Origin of the sequence: Mesotoga sp. Brook.08.105.5.1, from assembly GCF_002752635.1 — a bacterium.
GTDB lineage: Bacteria > Thermotogota > Thermotogae > Petrotogales > Kosmotogaceae > Mesotoga.
Genome location: NZ_AYTW01000022.1, coordinates 1 through 8,156, shown reverse-complemented (window position 1 = coordinate 8,156; position 8,156 = coordinate 1). Strand labels below are relative to the sequence as shown.

Here is an 8,156-nt window from a genome sequence, read left to right as displayed (position 1 = left end):
CACAATCTTTTTTACATACTCTCAAGATCTCTTCGCTCTTCCGACCTCTTGCCTCTGACCTCAGGCTCTTCCCAAGGACGGGTTTATGCTCCTGGACGCTAGGACGGTTCTTCCCGCTCTTTCAGCTCTTGCCAGACCCTAGACCCCATACCCTGGACCCAGTTCTAGGAGAGAGACCAAGAACTTGGACACGAAGTGTCGGAACGAAGAATCTAGGTGCAAAGCACCAGAACAATGAACTTCTCTCTTTGCCAAGAACCTGGACGCGCAGCGTCGGAACGATGAACCGCTCTGCTTGTCTTGATCCTAAATCCCCGCTTGAGCGGGGGGGACCGCTTGCGGTGGGGAGTGTGCTCTTTGAAATGCCTCTCACATCGTTTTTCGCTTTTTTTGCTTTGTCATCCCGTAGTGGTCTTGTACGGGATCTCGCTCAAAGTTCCGCTGTACGCTTAAAAGCGGTGAACCCGCTGATCGCTTGTAAAAGCTCAGTTGCAAGTTCCAAGATGCAAGTTGTAAGAAAAAGCATAAGAACGGGGTTGGGGGTAGCGGTTCGTGGTAGGAAAGAGCACGTTGAACCAGCAAAAGCTTCCCCGCGAAGCGGGCCTTGCGTCCACTGATGCTCTTCAGTGCATTTCGTCCCACCGAAGGTGGCATCACTTCCGCCGATGCTTTTCGGCGCATCACTTCCCCGGACGTTTCTCCGGGCATCACTTCCTGCGCCAGCAGACTGGCTCCTGAAGTTCCGCTGTGCGCTTAAGAACGAGAACCCGCTGATCGCTTGTAAAAGCTCAGTTGCAAGTTCCAAGATGCAAGTTGTAAGAAAAAGCATAAGAACGGGGTTGGGGGTAGCGGGTTCGTGGTAGGAAAGAACGAGAGAACCTGGTTGACCGTTGAACGGTTCACCGTTTGCCGGGAACCGCATCAGTTGCAGGTTGTAAGAAAAAGCAAAAGGCCGGGGTTGGAGGTTGCGGATTCGTGGTAGGAAAGAGCACGTTGAACCATCAAGAGCTTCCCCGCGAAGCGGGCCTTGCGTCCACTGATGCTCTTCAGTGCATTGCGTCCAGCGAAGCAGCCCCGCCTTCGCCGACGATCCTCGGCGCTCTATCTGTTAACTGGATGTAAATAATCGAGTCCCGAAAGGACGTAAATCGAATCTCTTTGCCCGATCCTACTATTCCTTTCTCTGCGCACTCCAGTCATGAGGGCCAGACTTGTAACTGCCGTCGATATAAACAGTCGCCGTACCGGTCATTCCATCCGAGTCGAATTTGCCTGCAAATTGAATTGTTTCTCCTCCCTCATAGCTTGAGTAGACAAAGGAGATGTTGTCCTTGGAAGTGGTCCCGGAAATTGTGCCATAGTTTGCAGTATAGATGTTGTTTCCCAGATAACCGGAGAGCTTGCCCTTGTCGTGAGTAGTTATCTGCATGATGGCCTCGAAAGTCTTCGATTCACTTCTTTTAACTGAAAGGTTCCATGCGCCAACAAGACTTCTCGTTTTCGCAACCGACAGGCACCCGGTAAGTACCATCACAACTGTAATTGCTAAGAGAACCATAAGAGATACTCGTTTCATAATCAACACACCTCGCTATAAAGAGTGGTGACACAATTTTGGTAGGCATTGAGGTTGACTCAAAGCACTAAAGACTGAATTCCGAAACCATCTTTCGTGAGATCAGAAATCTCTATCCATTTCACAGAAGCAGACACATCAAAAAGAGAGAATTGGCAACTGCAATATTACTATATCATTCTCCGTATCAGTTATGATAATTTAATCATCGTATCTCACGTGGGGATGATCGTCTTCTCCTCAAAAAAACTCCGCCGCTACACGGTCCTCCTCCCTCAAGGGAAGATTTAAGATCAAGATCATCAGGAGTTAAGTACAGCAAATATTGTCATGGGAGAAGGAGCATCACATGATTTCTCATGAACTCCCTGACTTATGGATAGGGATTAGCATTATGGCGCGCAGGCGAATTGACTGACTCTGTCCTCCCGTAGCGCCTGCCCTGATAAGCCTGCCCTGAAGGCCTGCCCCAAAATGCACCTGTTTGGGGGATCCTGTTCAGGGATTCTGTTTGGGAGCCTGCCCTGAAATGGTTTTGTTAAGGGTCATCCCGTAGAGCCTGCCCTGAAATGCTCCTGTTCAGGGTACCTGCACGGGATCTCGCCCTGAAGAGCCGCTGTACACCAGAAGTTCCGCTGTACGCTGTGAAGAGTCGTCCTTAGTCCTTCGTCCCAGATCATGGACCCGTCCTTGGGAAGAGCCTGAGGTCAGAGGCAAGAGGTCGGAAGAGCGAAGAGATCTTGATCTTCTTACCCCTAGCCTCATTCCCCTTACCTCTGATCCGCCTCGTCGATTGCCCAAGAACGAAGAACAGATACTCGCTCTGGAACGAAGAACCGATTATCCTCGGCGAACGGTGAACCGATAACGGATAACCGTTCCTGCGACTTGCATCTTGCAACTTGGAACTGATGACGAGAGAAACAATTAAGTACATCATACTTAACTACAAAGCCATATATGGTACAATATAGTGATCTTAATGGAGGTGCGAGATGATAGATCTTCAACCTTTTTTCGAGATCCACGAAAGAATGCTCTCATCAACTCCCGAGTCTTTCAAGCGCTATGCCTATTACCGGATCAACTGGGAAGACCGTCTTCTTGGAATTGTTGGTGCGCGCGGCTGCGGCAAAACAACGCTGCTTCTCCAGAAGATTCTTGAGAAGAGAGGAGTTGATTGCCTCTATATCTCGGCAGACAATCCTCTGGTTTTGAAGGAAAGTATTTATGCAATAGGAGATGCTTTCTTCAAGATCGGAGGAAAGACACTCATTGTGGACGAGGCTCACCGGCAAACCGGCTGGTCTAACGATATTAAGGCGTTATATGACGCTCATCCGACGAAGCAGATCTACTTCAGTGGAAGCTCGAAGTTCTCGGTTTTAATGGGAACGGCAGATCTTTCAAGACGGGCAGTATTGCATGAATTGAAGCACCTCTCTTTCAGGGAGTTCGTGAATCTGGAGACCGGGAGCGACTTCTCTGCAGTGTCGCCTGAAGAGCTTCTACAAAACCATGGAGAGATGAGCAATACGATGCTGAGATTTGAGCCACTGAAGTTATTCAGGGAATATCTGAGAGTTGGCTCTTATCCCTTCAGGATCGCTTCGAATTCTTACTACGAAAGGCTGCTGAATGTTCTGGACAAATCGATCTATCAGGATGTCGTTCAGGAGAATTCACTCAGGGGCGAGGCGGCCTCAGTAGCCAAGAAGATCATTGCCTTTGTGGCCACCAGCATAGTTCCTTCAATATCTCCGGAATCGCTTTCTCGGGATCTGGGAATTAGTAAGGTAACACTCTATGCCTATCTTGATTCACTGGAGAGGGCGGGAGTTTTGAGAAGAGTCCCACCGTGCGGTAGAGACTTGAAGGGACTCCGCAGTGGTTCGAAAGTATTCTTGGGTGAGACGAACATCTACTACGCTTTGGGACTGTCGCAATGGAATCTCGAAAGCAATATGGGAACGATAAGAGAGGCTTTCTTTGTCTCTCAAGTAAGTCATCTTGGAATCTGTGTGCCGAAAAATGGAGACTTCGCTTTGAGCCTAAAAGACACGGAGATAGTATTCGAAATAGGGGGTGCCCACAAAGGCAAGAAACAGCTAAGAGACGTTCCAAATGGCATTGTGTTGAGAGATGGAATTGAAACGGGATTTGGAAATGTCGTTCCACTCTATCTTCTTGGTTTTCTCTATTGAGCGTAAGAGCAGTTCCGGCGCGTTGCGCCCAAGTTCTTCGTTCCGACGCTGCGCGTTCAGGTTCTTGGTTCGCAAGAGCGAAAGAACGGCCAGTAAAGGCTTCGCCTTCGCCAGTATCGCTTCGCGGGCATAAGATCCGTGGAGAGTGGAGCGTTGAAAGTGGAGAGAAAGAGCATTGTCGAGACATTCGATTCGCTCACGAGAGAACACACCCCGTCGGCAGGAGCATGCCGCCACCCCTCTCCCAGAGGGGATTTCAGATCAAAAGCCGAAGAGCGGCCGTGTTCTTTTCGGAGAACGTAGGACAACGGACGTCTCTCACGCTCTTGCGAACCAAGAACAAAGTTTTTAGCTCCAACGAAGAACCGATCTTCTCGCTCTTTCGAAGGACGGGTTTTCTTCTCTTCACGGTTTTTTTCGCCGATCGGAAGAGAGTAGGGTCAAGAGGTGGCGCGGTGCGAGTACAGACTTTGTGAGGCCAGGCTGTTTACTCCCCTTTTGGGAGAGCGTCCCCCTCAAGCGGGGATTTAAGATCAAGAGCAAAGAAGCGAATAAAACCAGGTCTACTTGATAGCGATGACCGTGTCTGGAAATGATGATTGAGTTCCAGAGAGTGTGTCGTGGAATAATGATGAGCTCGAGGTTTCGGACAGGCAGTAGCAACGTTGGGAAAAGAAGAACGCGGGAAGGGAGATAGGTTTCTTGTATCCCCACGAGCATCGAACGAAAATCACAAACTTCGAGACTCTGCCGTCAGATATTCTTCTAGCAATTATTCTATCTTAACAATCTTTAGAGTTGAGATGTCGACTTTTCTTTCTTTGATGGAATTTAGGTACCAATGCCCGGTATCAGAAGAATCATCTCCAATATTAAATATAAGGTCCCAGTTGTATCTGCTTGTAAGTTCAAACTTATCGGAGGAATCGAGGAAGTTGAAGATGAATTTGTGTTCTGAATCAGGTATTACTCTTAGAAGTCTTCCAGAAGGCTTGTAGACCACTCCATTGATTGAACGTGTCCAGGAAGCCTCATTAAGACCAAGATCTTTGTAACGGTGTTCACCCCAATCTCTGGGATATCTTCCGTTCTTCTCAAAGAACCCTTTGATTAGGTTCACGAATCCACTACTTATCTCTGCGAAAGTCGAACCAAAAGGTGTAAGAGGCGCTATTGATTCTGCACCCAGAAGGTTATAGTAGAGAGTTCTGGAGTTCATAGATTCCTTTCCGAGTCCATTATCAAGAAAAGCATAGTCATCTACTCCGAATGGGATTCCCTGCCTTGAATCGACAAGAACACCGGAGACAGTCTCGAAATCGGCCTCACGATTTGTGAATACGAAGTAGTTATATTCGCCATCTTCGCCAATCTTCCAGGCGGCCCCAAACAGAGACGAATCAACATTCCTTCCGAGTTCGCTTATTGTCTGGGGTAGTTCTCCGTCAAGGTAGATTTTGTTTGCGAAGGATTGGGAGAGTGTCTTGAGGTCTCTTGCGACAGCAACGGCCGCGGATTTTCGCATGGCTTTTATTCCAATAGGAGTCACAACGGCTATAAGGGCAGCGATAACGGCAAGAACTATCAGCAATTCTACTAGTGAAAAACCCTTTCCTCTGTGATCTCTAAAACACTCTTCTCTCATATTATTCCACTCTCCCCAATTATGGTCGACTGTGTAAATGCAACATCGTGCCACATACTTGATTCATCCCATCGAAGCCTTCGTAATTAACTGCAAAGCTCAAGTTAATTTAGTCCTTTGAGTCAAGAAAGTTCTTTAGATGTCTAAAAGTGACTGAAGAAATACCTTCTCGAACCGATGTGGAAGATTTTCATTCAACTGTGGTCGGGGATAGCAGGTAACTGGTTAGAGAAAGCAAAGCGAGGTCGGTTGTACGGTTCTCCGCTCTCCGAGGAAAACTCGTTCTTCGTTCCGGAGCAAGTACCTGTTCTTCGTTCTTAGAATTCGCTAATCGCTTGTAAAAGCTCAGTTGCAAGTTCCAAGATGCAAGTTGTAAGAAAAAGCATAAGAACGGGGTTGGGGTTAGCGGGTTCGTGGTAGGAAAGAACGAGAGAACCTGGTTGACAGTTGAACGGTTCTTCGAGGAGAACCCGTTGTTCGTTCCAGAGCGATTATCTGTTCTTCGTTCTTGGTTAAGGCAAAAAACCACGAATGGCATTATGATCTTCGATCTTATCCAAGGACGGGTTTATGCTCTTGGACGCCGGACGGCTCTCAATGCCCTTACGAGACCCGAGACTTATTACCCGAGATCCGGTTCGTACCAGGAACTTGCACACGAAGTGTCGGAACGAAGAACTTAGGTGCAAAGCACCAGAACAATGATCTTCTCTCTTTGCCAAGAACCTGGACGCGCAGCGTCAGAACGAGGAACCGCTCTTGTTCCTAAAAATGGAGTCCCCATTTTTGTTCCCAGTCTTGTTCTTTTTGTTCCCCCTATTTTTTGTTCCCAATTCCCCATAATAATCAGCCTCCCGTGGAAGCCAAAGAATACTATCGAACAACTATCAGCAATGACGTGCCATGACTGTAATCCAATTCAGATGATTATCAGAGCGTAATCGCAGACTTCAGAAATCGGATAGCTTATGTTCAGAGTATTCGAAACATTGAAAGTTTCAGATCATCTTTCGGGGTTTTGCATAACATCTGGCTTACTCGACAAGCTGTATATTCATCTAAATCTCATAAAATATCTCTACTAATCGAAAGTAAGAGATCTGTAAGAAACTATAACTATACAAATGTTTAATATAGGTTATAGAAACTAAATTAATTGGCCCGGGTACTTTCATTCCCGGGCCCTTAAATAGACTGCGAAGGTGGAGAAATCTATTTCAGTTAACCGTTGCTTTTCACGAACAGCGTTTCCCCAAAGAGGGGGTTATTAGAAGCTTTGGTTTCCATAGGCTATATAATCGATTAGGACACCGTTGCTGTCGAAGAGAAATGCGATGTCACCTTCATTAAGCCAGACGGCGTTCTTTCTCCACGAGATACCTATTCTGCCATTCGCCGGATCGTTATAGTTTGAGGCATGAGTACCGGCTTCGGTATAAGTGTACACTCGAACAATCCCGCCCGGCGGAAGAGTTACGTTACCAAAAGTATACACGGCTGACTTCTCCAGTCTATCTTTTATCTTCCATCCTACAAGAGACAACGGAGCCGAAGTTCTGTTAACGACTTCAATGAACTCCGGTGTCCCTCCAGGATCAAAAGTGCCGAACCCGACACCCGCAGTCCCGACCTTCACCCTGTAAACGGCGGTGACCTCTTGAGGCGTGAAGGCCGCCTTGTCAAGACCGCCGGCCATTTCATAAAAGCCCGTCAGCGTCTCGCCCGGTGTGACCCTGGTGACTGCCGGAAGAATGTTTCTCAGAGTATCGAAATGCAGATCGTCTTTCGTGAAGATGTAAGCCACGGAATAGTCCGTTCCGGGTACATACAGAACGCCCCAGTTCTGACCATCGACGTTCCTGCCCAGATCGTTGATAGTCATATTCTCCAGCGAAGAAATACCTTCTAAATAGAAGAGCTGATCCATAGCCTTTGAAAGAGCCTTCATATTATAGGCGATTTTCACCGCCGTCGCCTTCCTCATGGCGTTAAGCGAAAGCGGCGTTATTACGGCTATGAGAGCGGCTATAACAGCAAGAACTATAAGAAGCTCAACGAGCGAAAAACCTTTGTTGACCTGACATCCCGCTTGTTTTGTAACTAGGTTTCTTCGAAGGCAACAGAGCATCTTCGTTACAGTATCTTGTGGGCTTGCATTTCGTGCATTTATTAGGTATAATTGTACCTATTGAGAGGAGGGAATGCATGGCTCATCGTATTCATATAAGAAATAAGGATACAGGGGTTACCTACGTTTATGAAGGAATATCTTACTGGGATAAAGAGAAGAAGCAGCCACGGAATAAGAGAGTGTGTATAGGAAAGATCGATCCTGAAACAGGTGAGTTCATTCCCTCAAAGAGACTTAATCCTGAACAGGCTGCTGTAAGAGATCCCGCTGTTACTGCTACTGCAAAGATTGTTGGTCCTGCAATGGTGCTTGATGCTGTGAGCAAAGAACTCGGACTGGAGAAGGTATTGAAGGGTTGTTTTTCAAAGTTGTATCGGCAGGTTTTGTGCATGGCATACTACCTTGCTGTGCGTGGAGGTCCGCTGAGTCACTGTGAAGCTTGGAGTAAGAGTCATAGCAATCCATATGATGCCATACTCACAAGCCAGAGAATAAGTGAGATACTGAGGTCTTTAGGCGATGATGAAAGAGAGACCTTTTTTGCCAGGTGGACAAAGAAGGTGGTTGAGAACGACTATTTGTGTTATGACATTACATCAG

Annotated in this window: 4 protein-coding genes and 1 pseudogene; 2 read left to right on the top strand and 3 right to left on the bottom strand. The window is 47.2% G+C overall.

The features are described from left to right. Positions 1–1,171: 1,171 nt before the first annotated feature. Positions 1,172–1,576, bottom strand: a complete 405-nt coding sequence (locus V512_RS08910) for a hypothetical protein (protein WP_099830136.1) — start codon at positions 1,574–1,576, stop codon at positions 1,172–1,174. 995 nt (positions 1,577–2,571) lie between these two features. Here V512_RS08910 and V512_RS08900 point away from each other — a divergent pair. Then, positions 2,572–3,780 (top strand): AAA family ATPase, encoded by a 1,209-nt coding sequence (locus tag V512_RS08900; RefSeq protein WP_099830134.1) that lies wholly within the window; start codon positions 2,572–2,574, stop codon positions 3,778–3,780. A 772-nt stretch (positions 3,781–4,552) separates the two neighbouring features. On the opposite strand, the gene V512_RS08890 is transcribed toward V512_RS08900, so the two are convergent. Together V512_RS08890 and V512_RS08880 are read right to left on the bottom strand one after the other, a co-directional pair. Then, entirely contained in the window at positions 4,553–5,425 is an 873-nt protein-coding gene (locus V512_RS08890) for a type II secretion system protein (RefSeq protein ID WP_099830132.1), read from the bottom strand. Positions 5,426–6,692: 1,267 nt separating this feature from the next. Further along, on the bottom strand, positions 6,693–7,553 hold the full coding sequence (locus tag V512_RS08880; protein ID WP_099830130.1) for a lamin tail domain-containing protein: 861 nt from the start codon (positions 7,551–7,553) through the stop codon (positions 6,693–6,695). A gap of 77 nt (positions 7,554–7,630) precedes the next feature. On the opposite strand from V512_RS08880, the pseudogene V512_RS08875 reads away from it, so the two are divergent. Continuing rightward, a pseudogene (locus V512_RS08875) lies at positions 7,631–8,156 on the top strand (transposase); the annotation flags it as partial.